This is a genomic window from Salarchaeum sp. JOR-1 (genome assembly GCF_007833275.1).
Lineage (GTDB): Archaea > Halobacteriota > Halobacteria > Halobacteriales > Halobacteriaceae > Salarchaeum.
Genome location: NZ_CP042241.1, coordinates 536,958 through 560,677, shown reverse-complemented (window position 1 = coordinate 560,677; position 23,720 = coordinate 536,958). Strand labels below are relative to the sequence as shown.

Genomic DNA, 23,720 nt, shown 5'->3' with positions numbered 1-23,720 from the left:
AATGCAACTGCCACGACATCAGCTCGCGGTGCTCGAAACCGCGAGCGCCGACGAACCCAGGCGAATCGACGACATCGCGGACGACGCCGACCTGCCGCCGGAGACGGTGACGGGCGCGGCGTTCGAACTCGAAGAAGCAGGCTTGCTCTCCGTCACTGAGACGGTCGAGGAGGAACTCGAACTCACCGAGGAAGCCCGCGAGTACCTCGACGACGGCCTGCCCGAGGTTCGGCTCTACCGGGCGGCCGTCGAGGCGGGCGCGACCGACGACTCCGTGTCGCTCGGGGAACTCCTCGGACGCGCCGGCCTGGACGGCCCGCAGGTGGACATCGCGCTGTCGAACCTCGCGCGGAAGGGCTACGGCACCATCGACGCCGGGAGCGTCGCCGCGAACCCCGACGCCGACCCCGACAGCGACGGGGAGGCCGCGGCGCTCGCGAGCCTCGCCGACGGCGAACCCGTCACCGACGAGTCCGCTGTGGACGCGCTCGTCCGCCGCGATCTCGTCTCGCGCTCCGAGCGAACCGTCCGAACTGTCCAGCTCACCGAGGCGGGCGTCACCGCGCTCATGGAGGGCGTCGAAACCGAGGGCGGCCTCGGACAGCTCACGCCCGACGTGCTCTCCTCCGGCGAGTGGCGGGACGCCGACTTTCGGTCGTACGACGTGGAAGCCGCCGCGGAGGACGTGAACCCCGGCCGCACTCACCCGCTCCGCGAGATGGCGGAGAACGTCAAGGACGTGCTCGTCGGCATGGGCTTCCAGGAGATGGCGGGCCCGCACGTCGACGCCGAGTTCTGGATCAACGACGCGCTGTTCATGCCCCAAGACCATCCCGCGCGCACCCACTGGGACCAGTTCGCGCTCTCCCAGCCGAGCGAAATCCGCGACCTCCCCGACGACCTCGTCTCCCGGGTCGAGGACGCACACCGCCAGGGCGTCGGCGACGACGGCGAGGGCTACCACAGCCCGTGGACGGAGGAGATGGCGCGCGGCCTCGACCTCCGCGGGCACACCACCTCCCTCTCCATGCGCTACCTCTCCGGGGAGGCCGAGGGCGACCTCGAACCCCCGCAGCGGTACTTCAGCGTCGAGAAAGTGTACCGGAACGACACGCTCGACGCCACGCACCTCCTCGAATTCTTCCAGATAGAGGGCTGGGTGATGGCGGACGACCTCAGCGTCAGAGACCTCATGGGAACCTTCACGGAGTTCTACAGCCAGTTCGGAATCGAGGACGTGACGTTCAAACCCCACTACAATCCCTACACGGAGCCGTCGTTCGAACTGTTCGGCCGACACCCCCGCACGGGCGAAATCATCGAGATCGGGAACTCCGGCATCTTCCGGCCCGAAGTCCTGGAGCCGCTCGGCGTGGACTGCGACGTGATGGCGTGGGGGCTCGCCTTGGAGCGTCTGATGATGCTCGTCACCGGCGCGGAGGACATCCGGGACGTGCACGGGACGCTCGTCGACCTCGACTACCTCCGCGGCGAGGAGGTGCTGTACTGATGGTCGTCGTCGACATCGACCCCGACGAACTCCGCACGCTCACGGGCCACGACGAGAAATCGGACGACGAACTGAAGGACGACCTGTTCGCGCTCGGCCTCGAATTCGAGGGCGAAACCGACGGCGGCGCGTTCCAACTGGAGTTCGCGCCCGACCGACTCGACCGCCTGAGCGTCGAGGGCGTCGCGCGCTCCCTGCGCTACCAGTACGGCGACACCCGCGGCATCTTCGTACCCGACGCGAACGACGCCGAGTGGACGATCGAAGTGGACGACTCCGTCCCCGACTACCGGCCGTACGTCACCGGCGCCGTCGTCCGGGACGTGAACCTCAGCGAGGACGCGCTCGACTCCCTCATCCAACTCCAGGAGAAACTGCACGCGACGATGGGGCGCAAGCGCGCGAAGGGCGCTATCGGCATCCACGACCTCACGATGCTCAAGGGCGGCGCGCTCGGCCCCGACGCCGCCGACGACCACAACTCCGTCGAGTACCGCGGCGTCAGCCCGGACGGCGACACGTTCGTCGCGCTCGACTCCGACCGCGAACTCACGCCCGACGAGGTGCTCACCGACCACCCCACGGGCGAGACGTACGCCGACCTCGTCGAGGGCCACGACACCTATCCGGCCATCTACGACGACCTCGGGCTGTTCAGCTTCCCGCCCGTCATCAACGGCCGCCGCACCGAGGTCACCACGGACTCCCGCGACCTCTTCATCGAACTCACCGGGACCGACCAGTGGACCATCGACAAGATGTGCGTCATCCTCTGCTACGCCCTCTCCGCCCGCGGCGGCCAGATCGAGTCCGTGGACGTCGAGTACCCCGACCGCACGCTCGTCCGCCCCGACTTCGAGACGACGGAGAAACACGTCACGCACGACCGCATCGAGACCCTGCTCGGCGTCGACCTCAGTGAGGACGAGGTCGTGGACTACATGGAGCGCGCCGGACTGGGCGTCGAAACCGAAGTCTGGGGAGACGGCGTGGACTACGACGTCGAAGTCCCGCCGTACCGGGTGGACGTGCTGCACGCCGTCGACATCGTGGACGACGTGGGGCGCGCGCACGGCTTCAACGAACTCGTCCCCCGGTATCCCGAAGTCGGTACCGTCGGCGGCCGCACGAGCGACTCCCGGCACGCGCGCGCCGTCCGGAACACGCTCGCCGGCCTCGGCTTCGAGGGCCTCCTGAACTTCCACATGATCGCCGAGGACGAGAACTACGACCGGATGGGTCTCGACCAGGACACCGACGCGGTCGGCGGCGGCCGCGCCGCCACCATCGCTGAACCGTACAGCGAGGACTACGAGATCCTCCGGACGTGGGCGCTCCCCAGCCTCCTGATGGTTCTCGAGAACAACACCCACCGCGCGTACCCCCAAGACCTCGGGGAAGTCGGGTTCGCCGCCGAGCTGGACGACGCGGAGAACACCGGCGTCGCCGAACGCGATACGGTCGCCGCCGTCGTCGCGCGCCACGACGCCTCCTACGAGGACGCGAAATCCCGGCTTCAATCGCTCTGCCGCGCGTTCGACGCCAGCCTCGAAACCCCGCCCACCACCCACCCGTCGTTCATCGACGGCCGCACCGCCGCCATCGAAATCGACGGCGAACAAGTGGGCGTCATCGGCGAACTCCACCCCGAAGTCATCGTCGAACACGACCTGGAAGTCCCGGTCGCCGGGTTCGAGCTGCGGCGGGACGCACTCGAATAGACCGCGAGCGAGCGATTTTTCGTGCAGGGTTTTTCGAGAAGTGGTTCGTGAACGCAGTGAGCGAACCCGCCGACGAAAACGGTGCGTGCAATACGACCTGGAAGTCCCGGTCGCCGGATTCGAGTTGCGGCGGGACGCACTCGAATAGACCGGCTGCGGTCACGTACCGCGAACGCGGAGCGTTCGCGCTTTTTTAGTGGAGGTTTTTGCGACGAGTGGTGGGCGCTGTGCGCTCACCCGAGTCGGAAAAAAGTCCATCTAGAGGTTCGCGCCGACGGCGTCTTCGATGGTGTCGAAGCCGTCGCGGTCGAGGAGTTCGAGGAGGCCCTGGTTGATGTCGCGGGCGATGGTGGGGCCGCGGTAGACGAGTCCGGTGTAGAGCTGGACGACGGACGCGCCGTTCCGTATCTTCTTGTAGGCGTCCTCGGCGGTGAACACGCCGCCCACGCCGACGACGGGGAGGTCGGTGCGCTCGGCGACGAAGCGGACGAGGGAGGTCGCGCGCTCTCGGAGGGGCTTTCCGGAGAGGCCGCCCTGTTCGAAGCGGGCGGGGCTGCGGAGGCTGTCGTCGCGTTCCGTGGTGGTGTTCGCGGCGACGATGCCGTCGAGACCGAGTTCTTCGGCGAGCGCGACGCCGTCCGCGATTGCGTCCCGGGAGAGGTCGGGGGAGAACTTCACCAGGAGGGGGCTCGCGCCCGCGTCGAGGAGTTCGGTGAAGATGGCTTCGAGGTGGTCGCGGTGCTGGAGGTCGCGGAGGCCGGGCGTGTTCGGGCTGGAGACGTTCACGACGAAGTAATCCCCCGAATCCGCGACGCGCTCGTACGTGTACCGGTAGTCCGCGGGGGCGTCCTCTGCGGCCTTCGACTTCCCGATGTTCACGCCCACGGGGCTGTCCGGAAGGGACTGTTCGCGGAGCCGCCGACCCACCACGTCTGCGCCGTCGTTGTTGAACCCCATGCGGTTCACGATGGCCTCGTCCTCGCGCAAGCGGAACATGCGGGGACGCGGGTTCCCGTCCTGCTGGTCGGCCGTGACGCCGCCGACCTCCACGTGACCGAACCCGAGTGCCTCGATCGCGCGCGGGATTTCGGCGTTCTTGTCGAACCCGGCTGCGACGCCGATAGGATTCGGGAACTTGTTCTTGAACGCGCGCACGCGTAAGCGCGAAGACTCGACAGTCAATGCGTCGTCGACTGTCGAGAGAAACGGGGTTCGCTGGAGAGTGCGCAGCCCGGCGTGAACCGTCGTGTGCGCCGTCTCTGCGGGGAGGCGGAACAATAGCGGTTTGACCGCGCTGTAGATGGACACGGTTCAGAAGTCGTGTTCGACCTCGTCCGGATCCGCTTTCTGGATGATAATCTTGTCCTCACGCACGCGCACGAACACCTCGTCGCCGATTTCGAGGCCGGCGACGGCGAGTTCGTCCTCGTGGAGGTTCACGTGGGCGTTGTGGTACTCGCCGTCCTCGCCTTTCGCGCCACTCGGGCTGAGTTTCTTCTTGCGAACCATCGAGCTACTGTATCACCTCCTTCGCTGTAGCACGTACTTAAGCCCTTACCTCTTGTCGTCGCTCGTCGCGGTCGCTCCGCCGCTTTTCCGCCGAGCCCGTCCCGGAACCTGGCCGTCTCCGGTTGAATTTGCCGATATATTTATGAGAGGGCCTGTGTTTGGTTGGCATGGTGCAAAACCATGGCACGTGAGGACGGTAAACGGAATTTCGCGCTCCGCGACGTCGACGGTACCGAGACCAGCGTCTTCAGTGGGAACACGCCCCGGCAGGCCGCGCTCAAAGCGGCCCGACGGCTCGAAGACGTCGCTGACGGTGAACAGAACGCAAAACGCCACGACATCCGGCTCCGCGAGAAGGGCTCGGACAAGGTACACATCTACGAGGCCTGGGCGTGGGAGGAAGACGCGCCCGACGACTCGCCCGACTGGATGCCCAGTCGCATCACCAAGGCGAACGTCTCGAAGCAAGGCATCGAACACGTCGACGACATCTAGCCCCCTCCCTACCCGTGCGTGCGAGGCGGGGCGGGTAGCTCCATATCGCGGAACCCGCGTCGTTAACACCGTCCGGCGTGTACGTATATACGCGCGGGAAACACCCGACTCGACCGAACGGACGACCGTGGAATGACCTGTCGGCCTCCGCCCGCGCCATATTCTCTGCTGACTCTCCCTTCGAGCTCTTGCTGTGTCTTGTGAGACTGTTCCCCGTGTCGTCGTCTCCCGAACAGGGTGGTGGTTCGACGGCGTTAAGTGTACCCCGGCACTCGGATTGAATGCGAACGACGTGACGTGGCCCGGTCACCCGGAGCCACCGACGCACGCCCGTCCAACCTGTTTGGGTTCGAATCTAAACGTCCCTGACGAACTTGATTCAACACCCTTAAGTGGTACTCGGACTTTCGTACGAATGCGAACGACGAGGTGGCGTAGTACTCCTACGCCACTGACGCACGCATTCGACGTTCCGGGTCGGCATACACTCACCTCCTCGAGGTGAGAACGATGCCCTTAAGTGGTTATCCCTCTTCGGAATGAATGTGAACGACGAGGTGGCGTAGTACTCCTACGCCACTGATGTTCTACATTCAACGAGGGTCGGCGTTGATTCGCCTTTGGCGAATCTGATTCAACGCCCTTAAGTAATACCCGAACGTTGGATGGAATGCGAACGTCGCGTGGAAGCGTCCCCCGCTTCCACGGGTCGGATCTGTGGAGTTCCGGTGGGTTTAATACCCGAAACTCCCTACATACAGATCCGAAGGAAAATGAGGATCCTACCCCTGCGGTCCGCCGTACAGATGGGATCTGATGTTAGCCCTGATGGATTGGTGATATCCGATTGGCCTCATTAGAGCCAATCATTTGCAATGGAAGCACCATTACTTGGTGCTCCCGCCAAGCTGGAGGCTTGACCTCCAGCAGCTGGGTTCATCCCAGCACATTCCGGTTGATCCTGCCGGAGGTCATTGCTATCGGAGTTCGATTTAGCCATGCTAGTTGTGCGAGTTCATACTCGCGGCAGATAGCTCAGTAACACGTGGCCAAGCTACCCTGTGGAGAGGAATAATCTCGGGAAACTGAGGCTAACTCCTCATAAGACTCTTCTTCTGGAAGGAGTGGAGTTGGAAACGCTACGGCGCCACAGGATGCGGCTGCGGTCGATTAGGTAGACGGTGGGGTAACGGCCCACCGTGCCTATAATCGGTACGGGTTGTGAGAGCAAGAGCCCGGAGACGGAATCTGAGACAAGATTCCGGGCCCTACGGGGCGCAGCAGGCGCGAAACCTTTACACTGCACGACAGTGCGATAAGGGAACTCCGAGTGCGAGGGCATAGAGCCCTCGCTTTTGTGAACCGTAAGGTGGTTCACGAATAAGGGCTGGGCAAGACCGGTGCCAGCCGCCGCGGTAATACCGGCAGCCCAAGTGATGACCGATATTATTGGGCCTAAAGCGTCCGTAGCTGGCCGCGCAAGTCCGTTGGGAAATCTGCTCGCTTAACGAGCAGGCGTCCAGCGGAAACTGTGTGGCTTGGGACCGGAAGACCTGAGGGGTACGTCCGGGGTAGGAGTGAAATCCTGTAATCCTGGACGGACCACCGGTGGCGAAAGCGCCTCAGGAGGACGGATCCGACAGTGAGGGACGAAAGCTAGGGTCTCGAACCGGATTAGATACCCGGGTAGTCCTAGCTGTAAACGATGCCCGCTAGGTGTGGCGCAGGCTACGAGCCTGCGCTGTGCCGTAGGGAAGCCGAGAAGCGGGCCGCCTGGGAAGTACGTCTGCAAGGATGAAACTTAAAGGAATTGGCGGGGGAGCACTACAACCGGAGGAGCCTGCGGTTTAATTGGACTCAACGCCGGACATCTCACCAGAACCGACAGCAGTAATGACGGTCAGGTTGATGACCTTACCCGAGGCTGCTGAGAGGAGGTGCATGGCCGCCGTCAGCTCGTACCGTGAGGCGTCCTGTTAAGTCAGGCAACGAGCGAGACCCGCATCCTTAATTGCCAGCAGCACGCATGTCGTGGCTGGGTACATTAGGGAGACTGCCGTGGCTAACACGGAGGAAGGAACGGGCAACGGTAGGTCAGTATGCCCCGAATGTTCTGGGCAACACGCGGGCTACAATGGTCGAGACAATGGGATGCGACACCGAAAGGTGAAGCTAATCTCCTAAACTCGATCGTAGTTCGGATTGAGGACTGAAACTCGTCCTCATGAAGCTGGATTCGGTAGTAATCGCGTGTCAGCAGCGCGCGGTGAATACGTCCCTGCTCCTTGCACACACCGCCCGTCAAAGCACCCGAGTGAGGTCCGGATGAGGCCACCATGCGGTGGTCGAATCTGGGCTTCGCAAGGGGGCTTAAGTCGTAACAAGGTAGCCGTAGGGGAATCTGCGGCTGGATCACCTCCAACGATCGAGACCAGAGCGTTGCTCTGGCTCACCTTTGGCGATTGGCTCTCTTGAGCCCAATCGGACACTTACAATCCATCAGGGCTAACGAACCTCCAGTTCGGAGGTGGGCCCATAGCTCAGTGGTAGAGTGCCTCCTTTGCAAGGAGGATGCCCTGGGTTCGAATCCCAGTGGGTCCATTACTCTCAACTCGGACGTGAACCGTGTCCCTTAAGTGGGAGACGGCGCAACGATGAGTTGAGTTCGACTGATGCACCAGCCGGCGAAAGCGTGGCTGGGAAGGGTCGATGTACGCTCCCGTGTCACCCACGGGACGTGCGATGAAGACCGTGTGTACGTGCAATCCAGGCGTCCACTGGACTCGTTCATCATTCGTGATGAGCGAAATCCAAATCCTCACCATTTCTATGGTGAGTCTCTCACCACTCTGTGGTGAGTATCAACGTGGCTACTGTGCCACTTGGTGGATGGCTCGGCTCGGAAGCCGAAGAAGGACGTGCCAAGCTGCGATAAGCCTGAGGGAGCCGCACGGAGGCTAAGAACTCAGGATTTCCTAATGGGAATCCCTTCACAATTGCTTTGCGCAATGGGGAACGTCGGGAATTGAAACATCTTAGTACCGACAGGAAGAGAAACCGAACGGGACGCCGTTAGTAACCGCGAGTGAAAGCGGCACAGTCCAAACCGAAGCCCTCACGGGCAATGTGGTGTTCGGACTGACTCTCATCGCCCGAAAGTCTGTCTGAAGTCTCCTGAAACGGAGCGCGATACAGGGTGACAGCCCCGTAATACAGTCGAGTACGGCGTGCGTCAGTTCCAGAGTAGCGGGGATCGGAAATTCCTCGTGACTATGGCCGGCATCGACGGCCAAGACTAAGTACTCTCCGAGACCGATAGTGAACAAGTAGCGTGAGCGAACGCTGAAAAGCACCCTCAAACGGGGGGTGAAATAGGGCCTGAAATCAAGTGGCGATGGAGCGACGGGGCATAAAAGGCCTCTTCATGAACGACCCGACCGCAAGGTCGCAGTAGGACTGAAGAGGAGCCGATGTTCCGTCGTACGTTTTGAAAAACGAGCCAGGGAGTGTGTTTGTTTGGCGAGTCTAACTGGAGTATCCAGGAAGGCATAGGGAAACCGATACGGCCGCAGTCTTACGACCAGGGCCACCGTCTTCAAGGGCGGGGAGTCAAACGGACACGACCCGAAACCGGACGATCTATGCGAGTGCAAGGTGAAGCATGGCGAAAGCCATGTGGAGGCCTGTTAGGGTTGGTGTCTTACAATACCCTCCCGTGACATTCGTATAGGGGTGAAAGGCCCATCGAGTTCGGCAACAGCTGGTTCCAACCGAAACATGTCGAAGCATGACCTCTGCTGAGGTAGTTCGTGGGGTAGAGCAACCGATTGGGGAGTCCAACTCCGAGAGGAGTTGGCCCCCCTGTCAAACTCCGAACCTACGAACGCCGCTGACGCAGGGAATCCGGTGTGCGGGGTAAGCCTGTGCACCGTGAGGGAGACAACCCAGAGCTTGGTTAAGGTCCCAAAGTACGAACTAAGTGCGATTGAAGGTTGTTCCAAGCCCTAGACAGCCGGGAGGTGAGCTTAGAAGCAGCTACCCTCTAAGAAAAGCGTAACAGCTTACCGGCCGAGGTTTGGAGCGCCCAAAATGATCGGGGCTCAAGTTCGTCACCGAGACCTAGCAGCACGAGTAACATCGTGATCTTGTAGGTTGGCACTCTGTTCGGGCGGAAGCACGGTCGAGAGATCGTGTGGACCGAATAGGGAAGAAAATCCTGGCCATAGTAGCAGCGTTAGTCGGGTAAGAATCCCGACGACCGAAAGAGCAAGGGTTCCTCGACAATGTTCATCAGTCGAGGGTTAGCCGGTCCTAAGTCCCGTCGTAATTCGAGCGGGACAAAAGGGAAACAGGTTAATATTCCTGTGCTATCATACACCCAAAGCTGACGCCTCAGGAAACATCGAGCCGGGCTATCGCCCGGTCGAATCAAGGAAACCCGTGGAAGCCGTAATGGCACGAAGCGAGTGAAGCTTGAAATAGGGAAACTCGATGGTACCTGGGGTCCATGAAAAAGCGAGTATGATATCCGTACCGAGATCCGACACAGGTGCTCTGGCGGCGAAAGCCAAGGTCTGTCGGGGACAACCGACGTCAGGGAATTCGGCAAATTGGTCCCGTAAGTTCGCGATAAGGGATGCCTGCCCCGGAATGGGGCAGGTCTCAGTAACCCGGAGGCTCCGACTGTCTAATAACAACATAGGTGACCGCAAATCCGCAAGGACTCGTACGGTCACTGAATCCTGCCCAGTGCAGGTATCTGAACACCCAGTACAATGGGACGAAGGACCTGTTAACGGCGGGGGTAACTATGACCCTCTTAAGGTAGCGTAGTACCTTGCCGCTTCAGTAGCGGCTTGCATGAATGGATCAACGAGAGCCTCACTGTCCCGACGTTGGGCCCGGTGAACTGTACGTTCCAGTGCGGAGTCTGGAGACCCCCAAGGGGAAGCGAAGACCCTATAGAGCTTTACTGCAGGCTGTCGCTGGGACACGGTCGCTGATGTGCAGCATAGGTAGGAGGTGTTACACAGGTACCCGCGCTAGCGGGCCACCGAGCCATCAGTGAAATACTACCCGTCAGTGACTGTGACCCTCACTCCGGGAGGAGGACACCGGTAGCCGGGCAGTTTGACTGGGGCGGTACGCGCTCGAAAAGATATCGAGCGCGCCCTAAGTTCATCTCATCCGAGTCGGAGACTCGGAGAAGAGCGCAAGAGCAAAAGATGAGCTGACAGTGTCCTACACAACGAGGGACGCTGACGCGAAAGCGTGGTCTAGCGATCTTATGAGCCCGCCCGATGCGGGCCATAAGCGACAGAAAAGCTACCTTAGGGATAACAGAGTCGTCACTCGCAAGAGCACATATCGACCGAGTGGCTTGCTACCTCGATGTCGGTTCCCTCCATCCTGCCCGTGCAGAAGCGGGCAAGGGTGAGGTTGTTCGCCTATTAAAGGAGGTCGTGAGCTGGGTTTAGACCGTCGTGAGACAGGTCGGCTGCTATCTATTGGGGGTGTTCGGTGTCTGACGAGAACGTTCGTATAGTACGAGAGGAACTACGAACGGCTGCCACTGGTGTACCGGTTGTCCGAGAGGGCATGTGCCGGGCAGCTACGCAGCACGGGGTAAGAGCTGAAAGCATCTAAGCTCGAAACCCACTTGGAAAAGAGACACCGCTGAGATCACTCGTAGAAGACGAGTTCGATAGACTCGGGATGTACGCGCCGAGGCAACGAGGCGTTCAGTCCGCGAGCACTAACAGATCGAAGCCACACATTCGTACGCTCGACACGATGTTGAGCGAGTCCAGGCGCAATTTGGATTGCACGTATTACACGGTCAGTTTGACCACCGACGTTTGGCGTACCACGGTTCGATTCCGTGGGTCGGCGTTAAGGCGGCCATAGCGGCGGGGCGACTCCCGTACCCATCCCGAACACGGAAGATAAGCCCGCCTGCGTTCCGGTCAGTACTGGAGTGCGCGAGCCTCTGGGAAATCCGGTTCGCCGCCTACTATTCATACTTAGCCTCGAACAGCAGCGGTGCTGTTCGGGGCTTTTTGCATTTATGTCGGAGAGCGGTGGCGCCGTGCAGTGGCGTTCCGCAATCCCTAAATCGGCTGGCGGTCAAGCAGGAGGTGTGCCAAGGTGGCAGAGTCCGGCCTAACGCAGCGGCCTGCAGAGCCGCCCATCGCCGGTTCAAATCCGGCCCTTGGCTTTTCGTCGGTCTCGTAGTTCGCTAGTCGCTGGCGTGACGGTACGTGTCTGTGGATGCCTCTCTGCCTTCAGCTATCGGTGAGTGATAACGCTGTGGTCTGGTGGGACGTCTCGTGGTTGTGAATGTGGAGAATGCGGGTCGCGGGGTGTGGACGTTATTCGAGTCCGGTCTGGGTGTCGTCCGAGTTCTTGTAGCGGCCGGAGAGGACGTCGTATTCGCTGAGCATGTAGGCGTTTCCGAGGCCGAAGAGGGTGAGTGCGCCGACGGCGAGTCCGGGGAGGGAGCTGGCGCCGGTATTGGGGATGTATGGGTAGGAAAGTGCTTTTTGTTCGACGATGGTTTTTGAGTCGGGAACGATGCCGGAACCGACGTCGTTCGGGATCGATCCTTCGGCAGCGGGGCCGCCGGGTTCGCCGACGACGAGTCGAGCGACCATGCCGAGTGTCTTGTGCGGGATGCAGTAGTAGTCGTACGTACCGGGGGTTTCGAAGGTGTGCGTGAACGTTGCGCCGTCTTCTTGGAGCGTGCCGCTATTCCAGCTGTCGGCTCCGTCGGGGATGCGGCGAACACTACTTTGTGGGTTGTCTGTGGTGTATGAGGTTGTGCTGTGGTCTCCGGACGCGTTCACCCACTGGATGGTGTCGCCGGGTTCGACGTAGATACCGACCGGGTCGAAGTAGTACTCGCTGCTCTCAGTACGCATCTCGACGATGTACGGATCGTCTTTGGTTCCGCTGCCTTGGCGCGGATCGCTTCCTTCGCCGTCTTCTTGGGCGGTGGCGGTGGTGCTGGTGAGCGCGAGTGCGCTCGTGCCGGCCGCGCCCGCGAGGAATTCCCTCCTGTTCATGATTAGTGTGTCCGTGTGGACGGTTCTAGTTGGGTTTGGGACGGGGAGTGTTGAAGTGGTTTCGGTTAGGCGGCCGTTTCGCGTCCAGCGTAACCGAAACAACGATGTATGTCTCTCCCAATCTCCCCACTAGAAGTCCAACTATCGACTGTCGTCCGATTCCGGGCGGCGTCATGGACACGAAGCTTGATATGAGACGGGAAACCGCTGTCATCGTACTGCTCATCAGCGCCGTACTGGTGCCGATGTGGTTCGTCGCTCTGGCGAGTGGCGGCCACGCGGGGGGCGAAGAGATCGCTCTCCAGCCGGCGCCGAACAGTTCGCTGAACCCGACCGGGTACTTCATCGACACGCCGACGGAAATTAACGTTAACGTCGCGGGTGTCGTGACCTGGCTGGGTCTATTCGGACTGTTCGGGGTGCTCTTCGCGAGCATTCGGTTCGCGCATCGTGTGGGGCGTTCGGATGAGCCAATCGAACCGACCGATGGAACAGACCTCAACCTCCCCGATTACTTGGAGTCCGAGTACCGGAGCGTCGTCGCGTACTGGCCCGCGAAGGCGAACTTGACTGGCGTGTGGCTCGTCGGCGGGTTCACGTTTGCGACCGTCGTGTTCGCGGCGTTGTTCGCGGGCGAAGTGTTCGGCGCGGCTCGCCACCAGTTCCTCGGGTTCTACGGGGCGTTGCTGTGCATGAGCCTCGCTGAGACGGTGTTGCTCTACCACACGTACTTCATTCCGAGCATCGACGTTGCGGAGGAACGTGACCACTAATGTCTACGAACGACGACACCACGACGGATGCGGAACAGGAGCCGGAGCCAGGGGGAGAGCCCGAGCAGCCTCCCGAGCGAGATACGCTCGTCGAGACGCGTCGGAACGCGGCGAAACTCTTCGCGGGTATCGCTGGGGCGGCTGCTATCGGGTCGTTCGCGGTGAACGGCCTCGTGGGCGTTGACTCCGCGGCCGTGAAGGACACGTCGACGCTGACGTACAAGACGATGTACGTGAGCGGCACCCACCTCGTCGACGGGGAGGGGAACCGTATCGGCCTGGATGCGATTCCGGCCGGGAGCGGGAACACGATGACCGTCTTCCCGGAGGCGGAGGGCGGCGGCGCGCTCAGGGCGGCGGGACAGACCGCGACGCTGCTCGTCCGATTCGAGCAGGGGCAGTATTCTGAGCCGACACTTCTCGATGGAACCGTCGAGGGGTACGCGGCGTACTCGAAGGTGTGCACGCACGCGGGCTGCCAGGTCAGTCAGCGTGACGGCCAAGACCTCCTGTGTCCGTGCCATCAGAGCGTCTTCGACCCCTTGAACGGCTGTGAGGTCGTCGGTGGGCCGGCACCGCGCCCGCTCCCCCAGCTCCCAATCGGCGTGACGGAGGAGGGCGACCTCCTGATGGCGACCGGAAACTTCGAGGCGCCCATCGGGGCGGGAGGCGGAGAGTGATATGAGCACGGAAACAGACCAGAAACCCGCGGAGGGGACGGCGTCGGAGGGCGAGAATCCGAGCCGCGTCTACCGCTGGCTCGACGACCGGCTCGAGCTCGACGATACGTTCCTCGGGAAGGCGTTCCCGGAGGACGCCTACGGGTCGTTCCTCCTCGGTGAGGTGAGCCTGTTCACGTTCGTTATCCTCGTTCTGACGGGGACGTTCCTCGGCCTGATTTACACGCCGAGCACAGTGGCTGTTGAGTACACGGGCCGCGTCGCGGCGTACGCGGGGACGGAAGTACCGGCGGCGTTTGCGTCCGTCCTCCAGATCACGTACGGCACGCGGTTCGGGATGACGCTCCGGATGGTTCACCACTGGGCGGCGTTCCTGTTCGTCGCTGCGATGGGACTCCACATGCTCCGCGTGTTCTTCGCGGGCTCCTACCGGAACCCCCGCGAACTGAACTGGCTCGTCGGCACCGCGCTCATCTTCCTCGGTATCCTCGAGGGATTCCTTGGGTACGCGCTCCCGTTCGACGAGTACAGTGCGACCGCGACCGGTATCGGGTACGAGATTGCGGGCACGATTCCGTTCATCGGCAAGCAGCTCCAGTACCTCGTGTTCGGCGGTGCGTGGCCGGCAGCCTCGGAGACCGTCATTCCGCGGTTGTTCTTCCTGCACGTGTTCCTCGTGCCGCTCGTCATCGGCGGCCTCATCGCCGCCCACATGTTCCTGCTGGTGCGGCAGAAGCACACCGAACAGCAGGGAGAGCGTCACGATTCCGCTGGCGGCCCGGAGTCCGACGATCAGAGTTACGTCGTCGGCACGCCGCTGTTCCCGAATCAGGCGATGGTGACAATCGTCGTGTTCCTGATGACGTTCGGAGTGTTGTTCCTGCTGGCGGCGTTCTTCCCCGTTCAGCGTCTCCCCATCTGGGGGCCGAGCGATCCCGCGAGCACACCCGCGAACGTCGGGCCGGACTGGTACTTCATGTGGGTGTTCGGCATCCTCAAGATCATTCCCGCGATCCCGTTCCACGACGCGATTTCGAGCGCACTCGGCGGTATCGCGCTCAGCGAGTTCGTCGCGGGCGTCATCCTGCCCGGTATTATCGCGACCGTGCTCGGGCTCTGGCCGTTCATCGACTACTCGGAGCACGAGGTTCACTTCACGGCGGATCCCATCGACCGACCGTTCCCCACGGCGGTCGGCGTCGGCGCTATCTCGCTCATCGTGATGCTCTCGATGGCCGGGATGAATGCCACCGTTGCCACCGTCGTTAGCGGTCTCGTCCACTGGGCGATGCCGATTCCGGTGCTCGGCGGCCTGTTCACGTTCGTGTTCACGCAGCCGCCCGTGTCGACGGCGGAGGTCACGCTCCCACTTCAGGTCGCAACGGTCGCCGTGCCGCTCGTCGAAGCCATCATCGTCTACGTGATGCTCGACCAGCGCAAGCGCCGGAAGGGAATCGAGGATTCGAGCGAGGCGACGGCTGCGCGGGCGGCGAGTCAGGACGACTGATGGTGTCGCTGGCCCCCCGGGCGTACCGCGCGCTCGACGTGGGGTCGAAACTTTTCGGACTCCTGCTTCTCGCCGCCGCGCTTGGCGGCGCTGCGGGCGTGTATGCGATTCCTGCCGCAGTTTTTGGCGTCGCTCTCGGCCTTCTCACCGTCTTTATCGACGTGGACGACTGAGCCGTTCTTCGAGGTCGTCGGCGTCCACGCGAAACTTGAACGCCGGGTCGCCGTCCACGAACACGTACGGCACGCGCTCGCCGTACGCGTCCCGTAACGCTGGGTCGTCGTCCACGTCGACCTCCTCGATGACCACGTCCACGCGCACGCGCTCCCGAACGGCTTCGATCGTTTCGATGGCGTCCGCACAGAGGTGGCAGTCTTCTCGCGAGTACACCGTCACCCGAACCGTCATACTGACGCGTACGCGGTGGCGCTGGTTAGCCCTTCTTGAAATAGAGACTTACGCAGTCGTGTGCACGAAGTACGCCACTCCCAGTCCGATGACGATCGCTGAGAGCGCGCCGAGTATCTGTCCGACCGTGACGACCGCGCTGTTTGCGTACTGCCACGGCATTCCGGCGAGCGTCCCCACGCCCATCAACGCGACGAGCACGCCTACAACCACACCGAGGACGTCGAGCTCGTCCTCGAAAACACCGATATCGAGGTTCATACCCGCTACCTCGAACTCGATACCGAAAGCACTACCGGAACCACCTTCTCGAACACGCGCTATCGGTTCTCGGAGTCGTCTCGGTACAAGTGCGGCCGGGACGCGATTTGAACACTCAGTCATCGCTCGCTACCACTCGCGCTGTCACGTGTTCAACTCTCGGACGCCCTCTTCGTTCACGTCAGTCTTGCACGCGCTACGCGGTGCTCGACGGTGTCGTTTTCGGGAGAAGCGGGCCGGGCGCGATTTGAACACGCGACCGTCTGGTTAAAAGCCAGACGCTCTGCCGAACTGAGCTACCGGCCCTCGTCCGTACGTGGGTGCTGGCGTGGTTAAACGTTTACCATCCGGCTACTCGTCGAGGTGGGCGTCGAGGGCGTCGGCGACGATGTCGCCGGGGTCGGTGTCGGTCATGGCGGCGTGACGGCGGAGGTCGCGGTAGGCGTCCGGGGGGAGTGCGAGAGTGAGTTCGCCGGGGGTGACGCCGTGGTCGCGGAGGGCGTCGTCGAGGGCGCGGCCGTCGTTCACGTCGCTCGCGATCTGACGAACCTGGCGGACGGTGAGGTCGTTGTCGAGGACGGCCCACGCGAGCCGGTATCGGGTGTCGCCGCCGACGCGCGCGATGTGCTTCGCGGCCGTCGGCGGGATGTGGCCGAGCGCGACGTGCCGCCGGACGGGCTGCGGGAGGTCGTGTACTCGCGCCCACTTCCGGATGAACGGAACGGTCACGTCGTCGCCGGCGCGTTCGGCGGCGGCCTTGTAGGACTGTTCGGCGCGGACGAGCGCGGCGCACGCGGCGGCCCCGCGGAGCATCGCGAGATGGCCGTCCGCGAGGTCGCCGGTGGCGAACGCGCGAACGGCGTCCGCGGCGGCGGCGACGCGCTCGGGGTCGTCGGGATCGAAGGAGACCGCGTCTGCGGCGTGGTCGCCGACGAGGCGTTCGTCGCCGCGGATAACGGGTTCGCCGACGGGGGATTCGCGATCCGTCGGCGGGCGGTCGTCCGGCGTCTCGGTCATACCCCGCATAGCCGCCGTCCGCACAAACGTCTGTTCGTCGCGTCAGACCCTGACGGTCTCGCCGCGCTCGGGCGCGCGGGCGTCCCGGCCGTTCTCGCGGAGTTCGGACGCGAACCCCACACAGCGGTCGCCGTGGTTCACGAGCACCGCGGCGTCCCGATAGGACTCAAGGAACTCCAGAACCCCGTCGCGGTCGGCGTGCGCGGAGAAGTCGTACTGGTCGACGCGTGCGCTCACCCGCGTCCGCTGGCCGTCGAGCTCGGCTTGGCCGGTGTCGAGGAGTTCCCGGCCGGGCGTTCCCTCGACTTGGTGGCCGGTGAACGCGACAAGGTTCCGGGGGTGGCCGGCGATTTCGGGGACGTACGTCATTGCGGGGCCGCCGGAGAGCATCCCGGACGTGGTGACGACGACGGTGTTCTGGTCGGCGATGCGTTTTTTCTGTCCTCGGCGGCCGGTGACGAACCGCGCGTGTCCCTTCGCTCGCCGGAGCGCGTCCGCGTCCCGGAGGAACCCGGGGTACTGGAGGACGCTCCGCGTCACGTCTTTCCCCATGCCGTCGACGTAGCAGTCGATGTCGTACGCGTCGCACACCATGAGGATTTCCTGGGTGCGGCCGATGGCGAACGCGGGCACGACGACGGTGCCGCCCCCCCAGACGGTGCGCGCGACCCGCTCCGCGAAGCGTTCTTCGACCGCGCCGCGCGGGTCGTGGCTGACGTCGCTGTACGTGCTCTCGACGATGACTGCGTCCGCGTCCGGGCGCGCCCGCGACCCCGCGACGAGTCGCTGGCCGCCCACGCCGCCCGCGTCCGGGTCGTCCACGTGGAAGTCGCCCGTGTAGAGCAGGCGCGTATCGCTGTCCTCGACGAGGACGTGCGCGCTTCCGGGGATGTGGCCGGCGTTGTAGAACGTCACCTCGTGGCCGGCGGCGTCGAACGACTCCCCGTAGCCGTGTGTCACCGACACCTCGCTCATCCGGTGGACGTCCGTCTCCGTGAACGGACACGCGAGCGTGCCGCCGTGGAGTTTCAGGGTGTCCCGTGCGAGCGTGTTCGCGAGGTCTCTCGTGGGCGGCGTCCAGTGAATCGGCGGGCGGTCGTCCCCGGAGAGGAGACTCGGGAGCGCGCCGACGTGGTCGAGGTGGCCGTGCGAGACGACGACTGCGTCCGGGTTCGCGTCCAGCGGAACCTGGGGTGGGTTCCCGGTGAGCATCCCGTAGTCGAGGAGGAGGCTGTCGTTGACGAGTATCGCGCTCCGCCCGACCTCGCGTGCACCCCCGAGGAACTGTACGTCCATCACGCGCTCCTATCGTCCGGGCGCGTTTGGGTTCGTCGCTACGCTCGCCACCGCCGCACCTGGAACTCGCCGAATCCTCCGTAGGAGAGGTCGAGGCTTCCGATCCACCAGTTCCATCGGCTCGCGACCGACTCCTCCGGCGCGTCCCGCAAGTGCTCGAGCAGTTCCGCCGCGGTGAGTTCTCGGCCCGTCGCGTCCTCGTAGCGGCCGCTGTCCGCGAGGTCGCCGGCGGCGCGCGCGACCGCGCGGCGTTCGGCGTCGCTTCCCGCGAACTCGGCGAGCGCGCCCCGCACGCGGTCACGATTCACAGGCCGTGGTTCGTGCCGTGCGGCCTTCAACGCTCGGGACGCGTATTCGACGGGTTTTAGGGCACTCTCCGTCTCGTAACGGGTATGGCTACGTTCGACGTCGTGGTGGCCGACCCCGAAGCGGGTGAGAGCCACCAGTTCGAAGTTGACGGACAGGACGCCAATCGATTCCTCGGTCGGGAACTCGGCGACGAAGTGGACGGCGACGCCGTGGGACTGACCGGCTACACGGTCGAACTGACTGGCGGTAGCGACGCCGCCGGCCGTCCGATGCGCTCGGACGTCCGCGGAAGCGGACTCGCCGACCTCCTGCTCGAGGGCGGCCCCGGATTCAATCCGAGCCGCGACGGCGAGCGCAAGCGCGTGAGCGTTCGCGGCCGCGAGGTCTCCGAGGACACCGCGCAGCTCAACGTCAAAATCACCGAGTACGGGGAGGACTCGGTGGACGCGCTCCTCGGCGAGGACGAGGAGAGCGAATAGACGAGTCGTCGCGCTTTTTCGCGTTCACCACGAACGAACAGCAATGAGTACCTACGAAGAGTTTCTCGACGGCGAGCACCCCGAGCACGTCGCCGTCTACCTCTCGGATGAGGTGGTGGACGACCTCGGGCCGCTCGAACAGTACGGCGAACGCACCGACGACGGCATCGTTCTCGTCGTCCCCGGCGACCAGGGCCGCAGCGTCTTCAAGCAGGTGACTGGTATGGAGGCGATGCAGTTCAGCCAGCAGGCGATGGGGACGAACGGCGACATCGCCCGCGACCTCGCGGGCGGCGACTGCCCGAGCAAGCACCCCGACGAACCGGCGAGCGACCACGACACGGAGTTCGTGTTCGCGTTCTTCGAGGAGCAAAACGAGGAGGTCGGCGGTCTCTACGCGGAGGGCGACGTGATGCACGCCTACGCGTACTGCGAGTGCGGCACCGCGTACTCCGAGCGCTGGGTCGTCTAGCGCTCGGTGTCCACGTCCTCCTCGTCGTCGGGGAGCGAGGCGAACGCGTCGAGGATTTTCTGTTTCGCGACCGCACCCCGCGTCGTCCAGTGGTGGGCGTAGTCCATCATGTCGTCGTAGATGTGGGGTTTACAGCCCGCGGCGCGGGGATGGCCGCCGCCCTGCACCTGGCGCGCGACCTCGTGACAGCGCTCGAAGTCCTCGCTCCCGCGGATGCTCGCGCTCCCCGACGGCTTCACGACGACGGCGGCGTCCGCGCCCTGCTCGCGGAGTTCGTCCGCGACCTCGTTCTGCGAGCACCGCCCGTACGTGACGCCAACGGTCACGCCCCCGACGGTCTTCAGTTCGGCGCGGTTCACCGCGCGCTCGATGAGGTCGTCCTTCTCGACGCGGCGCTCCGCGAGGTACTCCTGCGCCGATTCTGGGAGGTCGGGGCCGTGTTCCTGCACGGTGTCCGCGTACTCCTCGTCGTCCACCCAGTGCGAGTAGTCCGCGAGGTCGTCGCTTCGCGGGTCGTCCTTCAGCCAGAGGTCGTGGTCGCGCGTCACGGCCGCGAGCTCGATGAGGTGGCGGGGGATGTCCGCCTCGATGCTGCGGACGGCTACGTCTGCCGTGCACTCCTCGTCGGACTCGCCGACGACGAGGTCGACGCCGGCGTCGCGGACGCCCCGCTTCGCGCTGTCCGTCCACTGGTGGTGGTCGAACCACCGCACTGACTCCGCGTGCTCCGTCAGGAGGCCGAGTTCGACCTCGACGTCGGCGTAGTCGTCCGGGCAGAGGTCGCAGATGAACACGCGCGCGCCCGAGTCGCCGTACTCGGCGGCGCGCCGGATGCCGTCCGCGAGTTCGTGCGGGCCGGTCGGGATGAGCGCGCCCTCGCCGTACACCTCGCGGATGATCGCCGCGCATGCGAGACCGTCCGCGTCGGGGTCCGTGACCACGATGACGTCTGCGCCCTCCGCGCGCGCTTCGATCTCGCGGTCTTCTCGCTCGTCCTCGATGCTGTCCGGGACGAAAAACCCCGCCCCAGGGAGGAGGGATTTGCGCTCCAGGGAGAGGTTCTCGTCGTCGATAACCCAGTCCTTCATACGCGGAACAGAACGCCTCGGGTGAAAAGGACGCCGCTATGCGGACTCGTCGCTCGCCATCTGCCGCACCGTCAACACGGGAACGGGACACGTCCGAACGACGCGTTCCGCGACAGACCCGACGAGGAAGCGGTTCTCGCCGTGGCGGCCCCGGGTTCCCGTCGCCACCACGTCCGCGTCCACCTCGCGGGCGTACGCTCGGATCTCGTTCGCGGGCCGGCCCTCTCGAACCGCCGTCGTGACGCCGTGGGTCGTGCGTTCGACCACGTTCCCGGTCGCCGTCTCCCCGCGCTCGGTGAGCGCTGTTCTGAGTTCCTCCCGGAGGTCTGCGGGCGCGTTCTCCACCTCGCCAGCGTCAACGACGTAGAGCGCGTGCACGTCCGCGTCGAAGCGCTCTGCGAGGTCTAAGGCGACCTCGACGGCGCGCTCGACGCTCTCCGAGCCGTCCGTCGCGATGACGACCGTCCCTATCATATCACCGTCTTCTGCGCGCCGCGACATAAATGATGGCGCAGTGCCCCGCGGCCGGCCGCACGCCCGGACTCACGGAGTCTTTTTACGGTCCCGGGACGCACGTCCGCGTATGCCCCTCGACGTGGACACCGTGCTCGTTCCCGTGGACGGCGGCGCGGAGTCCGTCAACGCCACCGAGTACGCGGTCGCCGTCGCCGAGAAGTACGACGCCACCCTCCACGCGCTCTTCGTCGCCGGCGAACAGGTGTCGCGCCGCGTGGAATCCGGGGAGGTGTCGGAGGACGCCGTCGCAGACCAGTCCGAAGCGTTCGCCGAGGACCTCCGCGCTGTCGCTGACGACCGCGTCCCCTTCGACGTCTCCGTCGCGCTCGGCTTCTCCACCACGCGGAAGATGACGCACCCGGGGAGCGTCATCCTCGACGCCGCGGACGACCTGGACGCGGACTTCCTCGTCGTCCCCCGCGAGGCCGGTGACGACAGTTCCGCGGTTCTCGAAAAAGCGGCCGAGTACGTTCTGTTGTACGCGAGCCAGCCCGTCCTCTCCGTCTAGACGCGGATGGCCATCTCGAGTTCGAAGCTCTCCGCGTCCACGGTCTCGAACCCGACTTTCTCGTAGAGCGCGACCGCCGCGCGGTTCCAGCGCTCGACGGTGAGCCACACGCGCTCGACGCCCTGCGCCGCGCCGTGCCCGAGGAGGTTCCGGAGGAGGCGGGTTCCGATGCCCGCGCCCTGGTAGGCCTGGTGGACGAAGATGGCGAGTTCGTACCCGCCCGTGCCGTCCGGGACGAGCGTGGCGTGCCCGACCACGCGGTCGCCGTGCCACGCGACGACGTTGTAGCCGTCTCCAGTGAGGGTGTCCAGCCAGTCCCGCACGCGCTCCTCGCCGACCGGCGGCACGCCCTGCGCGCGGTCTTCCTGCGAGAAGTCCACGTACATCTCGACGAGCGCGTCCGTGTCCTCGTCGAACGCCCGCAGCTCGATGTCGCGGTCCTCGCCGTCCGCGAACGACGACGGCGGGGACGGGAACGGCCCGGACGCCGTATCGGGGTAGTTATCGACGGTCATCGGACGAGGGTGACGGAGACGTGCGCGTTCAGGAGTACGAACTCGGCGATGTGGCCGAGTCGGAGCTTCCCCATCGGACTGCGCTCACCGCCGCCGAGCGCGATCTGGTCGAAGTCCTCGGACTCCGCGATGGTCACGAGCCGGCTTCCCGGGTCGCCGGAGACGTGCCGGACGGTCGCGTCGATGTCGTACTCGTCGAGCACGCGCTCGACGGCGTCCTCGATTTCGTCCGGCGTGCGGTCGCTCTCCGGGTTCTCCACGATGGCGACCGTGAGGTCGTCGCCGGCCTCCCGCGCGCGCTCCGCGGTCTTCGAGAGCGCGTCCAGAGAGTCCTCGCTGCCGCCGATTCCGAGCAAGACCTTCATGTCCGAGTCGTCGCCCTCTCCCGAGTAAAGCGTTGTGTCCTCCCCGACACCCTTTTGCGGCCGTACTCGCTATCCGGGAGTATGACTGAGGACGCCGAACCCGCCGGGGAGCGCGCCGCTCGGGCGGACGCGCGAGACGACGAACCGGAATCGGACGCCGCGCCCGGCGTCCCCGAGGACACCGGGAGCGACGACGCGGACGACGTGCCCGAGGACGTGGTTACGTACGACCGCTTCACGAAGATGGACGGCGCGCAGTACGAGCGCGTGAACGAGTTCCTCCGCGACCGCACCTACATCACGGCCCGCGAGTGGGCGATTGCGCGGCTCTGCGCGGACTTCCGGACGGAGACGGGCGTGGAGATGACGAAGATCGGGGAGAACCTCCCGGAGCTCGTGCCGTTCATGACGGACACGTACACGCCGCAGGCGGTGAATCAGGCGCGCTCGGCGTTCGAGGACAAGGTTCGGACCGCGGGCGCGACCTTCCTCTACGGCGCGATGAGCGACTTCTTCACCGCGGACGAACTGGACGACGTGATGTACGAGGCCACGGAGGTCGCGAAGTTCCTGCTCGAAGTCGAGGGCGTGGATCTCTCCGTCGAGGACGAACTCGACGCGGAAGAACGCATCTCCAGCGTCATGCGGGAGGTTCGGGAGGCGAGCGACGAACTCCGCCACGGCGAGGAGTGCCCGCACTGCGGCGGCGACCTCACCACCGCCGACTAATCCCCGCCGCGGCCCGCGAACAGCCCGGGATCCTCGTACACGAACTCGACCGGTTCTTCCTCCAGGCCGCGGAGGTGAACCACGAACTCGCCGCGCGCCGCGGCCGCGTCCGCGGCCTCCGCGGCGTCGTCCTCGCCGTACATCGCCGCGAACAACAGCGCGACCTCGCGGTCGGGGTCTTCCATCACGACCACGACGTACACCGTTCCCGCCTCGGTCGCGGTGAGAACCTCGTACTCCGCGAAGGAAACGCCGTCCTCGATGAGGTCCGTAATCGTCTCGTAGTCCGACCCGGTGACGACCACGTCGAGGTCCGCGCGCTCCGCGTCCTCGGTCGCCAGCAGGGTCGTGTCGCCCGGCTCTACCTCGTACGTGTCCCAGCCGGCGTCGTCGTAGGCGTCAGCGGTCGCCGCCATGTCCTCGACCGTCGCCGCCCACGCACCCGCCCGCGGATCCGTCACGTCCTCGCTCATGCTAGAACGAGCGCGTGCCGCGCCG

At 64.4% G+C, this 23,720-nt stretch carries 24 protein-coding genes, 3 tRNA genes and 3 rRNA genes; 16 read left to right on the top strand and 14 right to left on the bottom strand.

Going from position 1 to position 23,720, the window contains the following annotated elements; all coding sequences use genetic code 11:
• The first annotated feature begins 1 nt into the window (after window position 1).
• Together FQU85_RS03945 and pheT are read left to right on the top strand one after the other, a co-directional pair.
• Complete coding sequence (locus FQU85_RS03945; protein WP_145844565.1) at window positions 2-1,510, top strand: phenylalanine--tRNA ligase subunit alpha; 1,509 nt, start codon at window positions 2-4, stop codon at window positions 1,508-1,510.
• Window positions 1,510-3,231: a phenylalanine--tRNA ligase subunit beta gene (gene pheT, locus FQU85_RS03940; protein ID WP_145844561.1), complete on the top strand. Its 1,722-nt coding sequence runs from the start codon at window positions 1,510-1,512 to the stop codon at window positions 3,229-3,231. Before FQU85_RS03945 ends, pheT begins: the two co-directional genes overlap by 1 nt.
• A gap of 258 nt (window positions 3,232-3,489) precedes the next feature.
• On the opposite strand, the gene FQU85_RS03935 is transcribed toward pheT, so the two are convergent.
• Together FQU85_RS03935 and FQU85_RS03930 are read right to left on the bottom strand one after the other, a co-directional pair.
• Window positions 3,490-4,539, bottom strand: coding sequence for a quinone-dependent dihydroorotate dehydrogenase (locus tag FQU85_RS03935; protein ID WP_145844558.1), 1,050 nt, complete (start codon window positions 4,537-4,539; stop codon window positions 3,490-3,492).
• Between the two features lie 3 nt (window positions 4,540-4,542).
• Window positions 4,543-4,740 carry an AbrB/MazE/SpoVT family DNA-binding domain-containing protein gene (locus FQU85_RS03930; RefSeq protein ID WP_123074594.1) on the bottom strand — a complete coding sequence of 66 codons (198 nt, stop codon included), beginning with the start codon at window positions 4,738-4,740 and terminating at the stop codon, window positions 4,543-4,545.
• Between the two features lie 180 nt (window positions 4,741-4,920).
• On the opposite strand from FQU85_RS03930, the gene FQU85_RS03925 reads away from it, so the two are divergent.
• The 6 genes from FQU85_RS03925 (at window position 4,921) to FQU85_RS03900 (ending at window position 11,452) form a co-directional block, all read left to right on the top strand.
• Window positions 4,921-5,235, top strand: a complete 315-nt coding sequence (locus FQU85_RS03925; protein WP_145844553.1) for a non-histone chromosomal MC1 family protein — start codon at window positions 4,921-4,923, stop codon at window positions 5,233-5,235.
• 948 nt (window positions 5,236-6,183) lie between these two features.
• A 16S ribosomal RNA gene (locus tag FQU85_RS03920) occupies window positions 6,184-7,656 on the top strand.
• A 108-nt stretch (window positions 7,657-7,764) separates the two neighbouring features.
• Window positions 7,765-7,836: transfer RNA gene (locus tag FQU85_RS03915), tRNA-Ala, on the top strand.
• 260 nt (window positions 7,837-8,096) lie between these two features.
• Window positions 8,097-11,013 (top strand): 23S ribosomal RNA (locus FQU85_RS03910).
• A 115-nt stretch (window positions 11,014-11,128) separates the two neighbouring features.
• Window positions 11,129-11,250, top strand: a 5S ribosomal RNA gene (gene rrf, locus FQU85_RS03905).
• Together the 16S, 23S and 5S rRNA genes with 2 tRNA genes alongside form the textbook arrangement of a ribosomal RNA operon.
• Before the next feature lie 126 nt (window positions 11,251-11,376).
• Window positions 11,377-11,452: transfer RNA gene (locus FQU85_RS03900), tRNA-Cys, on the top strand.
• Window positions 11,453-11,606: 154 nt separating this feature from the next.
• Here FQU85_RS03900 and FQU85_RS03895 read toward each other — a convergent pair.
• Window positions 11,607-12,299 carry a plastocyanin/azurin family copper-binding protein gene (locus tag FQU85_RS03895; protein WP_145844551.1) on the bottom strand — a complete coding sequence of 231 codons (693 nt, stop codon included), beginning with the start codon at window positions 12,297-12,299 and terminating at the stop codon, window positions 11,607-11,609.
• A 191-nt stretch (window positions 12,300-12,490) separates the two neighbouring features.
• On the opposite strand from FQU85_RS03895, the gene FQU85_RS03890 reads away from it, so the two are divergent.
• From FQU85_RS03890 to FQU85_RS13265, 4 genes are read left to right on the top strand one after another with little or no spacing between them, the layout of a single operon-like run.
• On the top strand, window positions 12,491-13,072 hold the full coding sequence (locus FQU85_RS03890) for a hypothetical protein (protein ID WP_145844549.1): 582 nt from the start codon (window positions 12,491-12,493) through the stop codon (window positions 13,070-13,072).
• Complete coding sequence (locus tag FQU85_RS03885) at window positions 13,072-13,752, top strand: ubiquinol-cytochrome c reductase iron-sulfur subunit (protein ID WP_145844547.1); 681 nt, start codon at window positions 13,072-13,074, stop codon at window positions 13,750-13,752. The genes FQU85_RS03890 and FQU85_RS03885 overlap by 1 nt, the downstream gene beginning before the upstream one ends.
• 1 nt (window position 13,753) lies before the next feature.
• Window positions 13,754-15,259, top strand: a complete 1,506-nt coding sequence (locus FQU85_RS03880) for a cytochrome bc complex cytochrome b subunit (protein WP_145844545.1) — start codon at window positions 13,754-13,756, stop codon at window positions 15,257-15,259.
• Window positions 15,259-15,432, top strand: coding sequence for a hypothetical protein (locus FQU85_RS13265; protein ID WP_168219931.1), 174 nt, complete (start codon window positions 15,259-15,261; stop codon window positions 15,430-15,432). The genes FQU85_RS03880 and FQU85_RS13265 overlap by 1 nt, the downstream gene beginning before the upstream one ends.
• Here the strand turns inward: FQU85_RS13265 and FQU85_RS03875 are convergent.
• The 6 genes from FQU85_RS03875 to FQU85_RS03850 form a co-directional block, all read right to left on the bottom strand.
• Window positions 15,413-15,667, bottom strand: coding sequence for a glutaredoxin family protein (locus tag FQU85_RS03875; RefSeq protein ID WP_145844541.1), 255 nt, complete (start codon window positions 15,665-15,667; stop codon window positions 15,413-15,415). The two genes, FQU85_RS13265 and FQU85_RS03875, sit on opposite strands and share 20 nt — an antisense overlap.
• Before the next feature lie 48 nt (window positions 15,668-15,715).
• Window positions 15,716-15,928, bottom strand: a complete 213-nt coding sequence (locus FQU85_RS03870) for a hypothetical protein (protein ID WP_145844539.1) — start codon at window positions 15,926-15,928, stop codon at window positions 15,716-15,718.
• Between the two features lie 232 nt (window positions 15,929-16,160).
• A tRNA-Lys gene (locus FQU85_RS03865) sits at window positions 16,161-16,234 on the bottom strand.
• 45 nt (window positions 16,235-16,279) lie between these two features.
• Window positions 16,280-16,945: a hypothetical protein gene (locus FQU85_RS03860; protein WP_145844537.1), complete on the bottom strand. Its 666-nt coding sequence runs from the start codon at window positions 16,943-16,945 to the stop codon at window positions 16,280-16,282.
• A gap of 42 nt (window positions 16,946-16,987) precedes the next feature.
• Complete coding sequence (locus FQU85_RS03855) at window positions 16,988-18,241, bottom strand: MBL fold metallo-hydrolase (protein ID WP_145844534.1); 1,254 nt, start codon at window positions 18,239-18,241, stop codon at window positions 16,988-16,990.
• 38 nt (window positions 18,242-18,279) lie between these two features.
• Window positions 18,280-18,549 carry a hypothetical protein gene (locus FQU85_RS03850; RefSeq protein WP_145844532.1) on the bottom strand — a complete coding sequence of 90 codons (270 nt, stop codon included), beginning with the start codon at window positions 18,547-18,549 and terminating at the stop codon, window positions 18,280-18,282.
• A gap of 84 nt (window positions 18,550-18,633) precedes the next feature.
• Between FQU85_RS03850 and FQU85_RS03845 the strand changes: the two genes are divergently transcribed.
• Both FQU85_RS03845 and FQU85_RS03840 read left to right on the top strand, forming a co-directional pair.
• The gene (locus FQU85_RS03845; protein WP_145844529.1) at window positions 18,634-19,029 is read left to right on the top strand and encodes a 30S ribosomal protein S6e; all 396 of its coding nucleotides are present in this window, start codon (window positions 18,634-18,636) and stop codon (window positions 19,027-19,029) included.
• Window positions 19,030-19,072: 43 nt separating this feature from the next.
• Window positions 19,073-19,501 (top strand): DUF5807 family protein, encoded by a 429-nt coding sequence (locus FQU85_RS03840; protein ID WP_145844527.1) that lies wholly within the window; start codon window positions 19,073-19,075, stop codon window positions 19,499-19,501.
• Here the strand turns inward: FQU85_RS03840 and FQU85_RS03835 are convergent.
• Window positions 19,498-20,589: a DHH family phosphoesterase gene (locus FQU85_RS03835; RefSeq protein WP_145844524.1), complete on the bottom strand. Its 1,092-nt coding sequence runs from the start codon at window positions 20,587-20,589 to the stop codon at window positions 19,498-19,500. The two genes, FQU85_RS03840 and FQU85_RS03835, sit on opposite strands and share 4 nt — an antisense overlap.
• 36 nt (window positions 20,590-20,625) lie before the next feature.
• Window positions 20,626-21,063, bottom strand: a complete 438-nt coding sequence (locus FQU85_RS03830; protein WP_145844522.1) for a universal stress protein — start codon at window positions 21,061-21,063, stop codon at window positions 20,626-20,628.
• 109 nt (window positions 21,064-21,172) lie between these two features.
• Between FQU85_RS03830 and FQU85_RS03825 the strand changes: the two genes are divergently transcribed.
• Window positions 21,173-21,613 (top strand): universal stress protein, encoded by a 441-nt coding sequence (locus FQU85_RS03825; RefSeq protein ID WP_145844519.1) that lies wholly within the window; start codon window positions 21,173-21,175, stop codon window positions 21,611-21,613.
• Here FQU85_RS03825 and FQU85_RS03820 read toward each other — a convergent pair.
• Entirely contained in the window at window positions 21,610-22,128 is a 519-nt protein-coding gene (locus FQU85_RS03820; protein WP_145844517.1) for a GNAT family N-acetyltransferase, read from the bottom strand. The genes FQU85_RS03825 and FQU85_RS03820 overlap by 4 nt on opposite strands.
• A complete protein-coding gene (locus FQU85_RS03815) occupies window positions 22,125-22,493 on the bottom strand; it encodes a universal stress protein (RefSeq protein ID WP_145844513.1) in 369 nt (122 codons plus the stop codon). The genes FQU85_RS03820 and FQU85_RS03815 overlap by 4 nt, the downstream gene beginning before the upstream one ends.
• An 81-nt stretch (window positions 22,494-22,574) precedes the next feature.
• Here FQU85_RS03815 and FQU85_RS03810 point away from each other — a divergent pair, with 81 nt between their 5' ends.
• Window positions 22,575-23,222: a DUF5806 family protein gene (locus FQU85_RS03810; protein WP_240792452.1), complete on the top strand. Its 648-nt coding sequence runs from the start codon at window positions 22,575-22,577 to the stop codon at window positions 23,220-23,222.
• On the opposite strand, the gene FQU85_RS03805 is transcribed toward FQU85_RS03810, so the two are convergent.
• Window positions 23,219-23,695, bottom strand: coding sequence for a hypothetical protein (locus FQU85_RS03805; protein ID WP_145844511.1), 477 nt, complete (start codon window positions 23,693-23,695; stop codon window positions 23,219-23,221). The two genes, FQU85_RS03810 and FQU85_RS03805, sit on opposite strands and share 4 nt — an antisense overlap.
• Between the last annotated feature and the right edge of the window lie 25 nt (window positions 23,696-23,720).

Bases quoted from the DNA above. Each gene is read 5' to 3' on its own strand.
- FQU85_RS03835 (WP_145844524.1), bottom strand. From the start codon at position 20,589: ATGAAGGACTGGGTTATCGACGACGAGAACCTCTCCCTGGAGCGCAAA.
- FQU85_RS03885 (WP_145844547.1), top strand. From the start codon at position 13,072: ATGTCTACGAACGACGACACCACGACGGATGCGGAACAGGAGCCGGAG.
- FQU85_RS03840 (WP_145844527.1), top strand. From the start codon at position 19,073: ATGAGTACCTACGAAGAGTTTCTCGACGGCGAGCACCCCGAGCACGTC.
- FQU85_RS03930 (WP_123074594.1), bottom strand. From the start codon at position 4,740: ATGGTTCGCAAGAAGAAACTCAGCCCGAGTGGCGCGAAAGGCGAGGAC.
- FQU85_RS03875 (WP_145844541.1), bottom strand. From the start codon at position 15,667: ATGACGGTTCGGGTGACGGTGTACTCGCGAGAAGACTGCCACCTCTGT.
- FQU85_RS13265 (WP_168219931.1), top strand. From the start codon at position 15,259: ATGGTGTCGCTGGCCCCCCGGGCGTACCGCGCGCTCGACGTGGGGTCG.
- FQU85_RS03890 (WP_145844549.1), top strand. From the start codon at position 12,491: ATGAGACGGGAAACCGCTGTCATCGTACTGCTCATCAGCGCCGTACTG.
- FQU85_RS03805 (WP_145844511.1), bottom strand. From the start codon at position 23,695: ATGAGCGAGGACGTGACGGATCCGCGGGCGGGTGCGTGGGCGGCGACG.
- FQU85_RS03815 (WP_145844513.1), bottom strand. From the start codon at position 22,493: ATGAAGGTCTTGCTCGGAATCGGCGGCAGCGAGGACTCTCTGGACGCG.
- pheT (WP_145844561.1), top strand. From the start codon at position 1,510: ATGGTCGTCGTCGACATCGACCCCGACGAACTCCGCACGCTCACGGGC.
- FQU85_RS03860 (WP_145844537.1), bottom strand. From the start codon at position 16,945: ATGACCGAGACGCCGGACGACCGCCCGCCGACGGATCGCGAATCCCCC.
- FQU85_RS03820 (WP_145844517.1), bottom strand. From the start codon at position 22,128: ATGACCGTCGATAACTACCCCGATACGGCGTCCGGGCCGTTCCCGTCC.
- FQU85_RS03830 (WP_145844522.1), bottom strand. From the start codon at position 21,063: ATGATAGGGACGGTCGTCATCGCGACGGACGGCTCGGAGAGCGTCGAG.
- FQU85_RS03855 (WP_145844534.1), bottom strand. From the start codon at position 18,241: ATGGACGTACAGTTCCTCGGGGGTGCACGCGAGGTCGGGCGGAGCGCG.
- FQU85_RS03880 (WP_145844545.1), top strand. From the start codon at position 13,754: ATGAGCACGGAAACAGACCAGAAACCCGCGGAGGGGACGGCGTCGGAG.
- FQU85_RS03870 (WP_145844539.1), bottom strand. From the start codon at position 15,928: ATGAACCTCGATATCGGTGTTTTCGAGGACGAGCTCGACGTCCTCGGT.
- FQU85_RS03825 (WP_145844519.1), top strand. From the start codon at position 21,173: ATGCCCCTCGACGTGGACACCGTGCTCGTTCCCGTGGACGGCGGCGCG.
- FQU85_RS03895 (WP_145844551.1), bottom strand. From the start codon at position 12,299: ATGAACAGGAGGGAATTCCTCGCGGGCGCGGCCGGCACGAGCGCACTC.
- FQU85_RS03945 (WP_145844565.1), top strand. From the start codon at position 2: ATGCAACTGCCACGACATCAGCTCGCGGTGCTCGAAACCGCGAGCGCC.
- FQU85_RS03845 (WP_145844529.1), top strand. From the start codon at position 18,634: ATGGCTACGTTCGACGTCGTGGTGGCCGACCCCGAAGCGGGTGAGAGC.
- FQU85_RS03810 (WP_240792452.1), top strand. From the start codon at position 22,575: ATGACTGAGGACGCCGAACCCGCCGGGGAGCGCGCCGCTCGGGCGGAC.
- FQU85_RS03925 (WP_145844553.1), top strand. From the start codon at position 4,921: ATGGCACGTGAGGACGGTAAACGGAATTTCGCGCTCCGCGACGTCGAC.